This window comes from Planktothrix paucivesiculata PCC 9631, from assembly GCF_900009265.2.
Classification (GTDB): Bacteria; Cyanobacteriota; Cyanobacteriia; order Cyanobacteriales; family Microcoleaceae; genus Planktothrix; species Planktothrix paucivesiculata.
The window spans coordinates 1-293 of sequence record NZ_LR735045.1 but is presented as its reverse complement, the minus strand read 5'-3'; the positions used below and the strand labels follow the sequence as shown (position 1 = coordinate 293).

Below are 293 nucleotides of genomic sequence, written 5' to 3'. Positions count from 1 at the left end.
GAGCCTCAAAATTTTCAGGATCTTATCGAGTCGTTATCGAAATCGTCGTCGCCGTTATGGTCTTCGTTGTAATTTGTTGTCAGCCATTTATAATTATGAGTTGACACTCTTAGTCTGAAAGTGAAAGTTGGGCATTATAGCATAGATTTTTTTTGCAAGAGGTCTATTCTCTGGCATAGTTTAACCGGAGGATTAAGGCGTCGATGGGCTAACAAACCTTTAAACACATTTGTTGATGCCCTTGAAGCCTTTCGCACAGCGATTTCCTTTCGATTTGTGGAGTGGCTCCAACA

1 pseudogene is annotated in these 293 nt (G+C 41.0%); it reads left to right on the top strand.

From position 1 onward, the window contains the following. Positions 1 to 118 (top strand): annotated as a pseudogene (locus PL9631_RS25530) (IS5/IS1182 family transposase); the annotation flags it as partial. Positions 119 to 293: the final 175 nt, after the last annotated feature.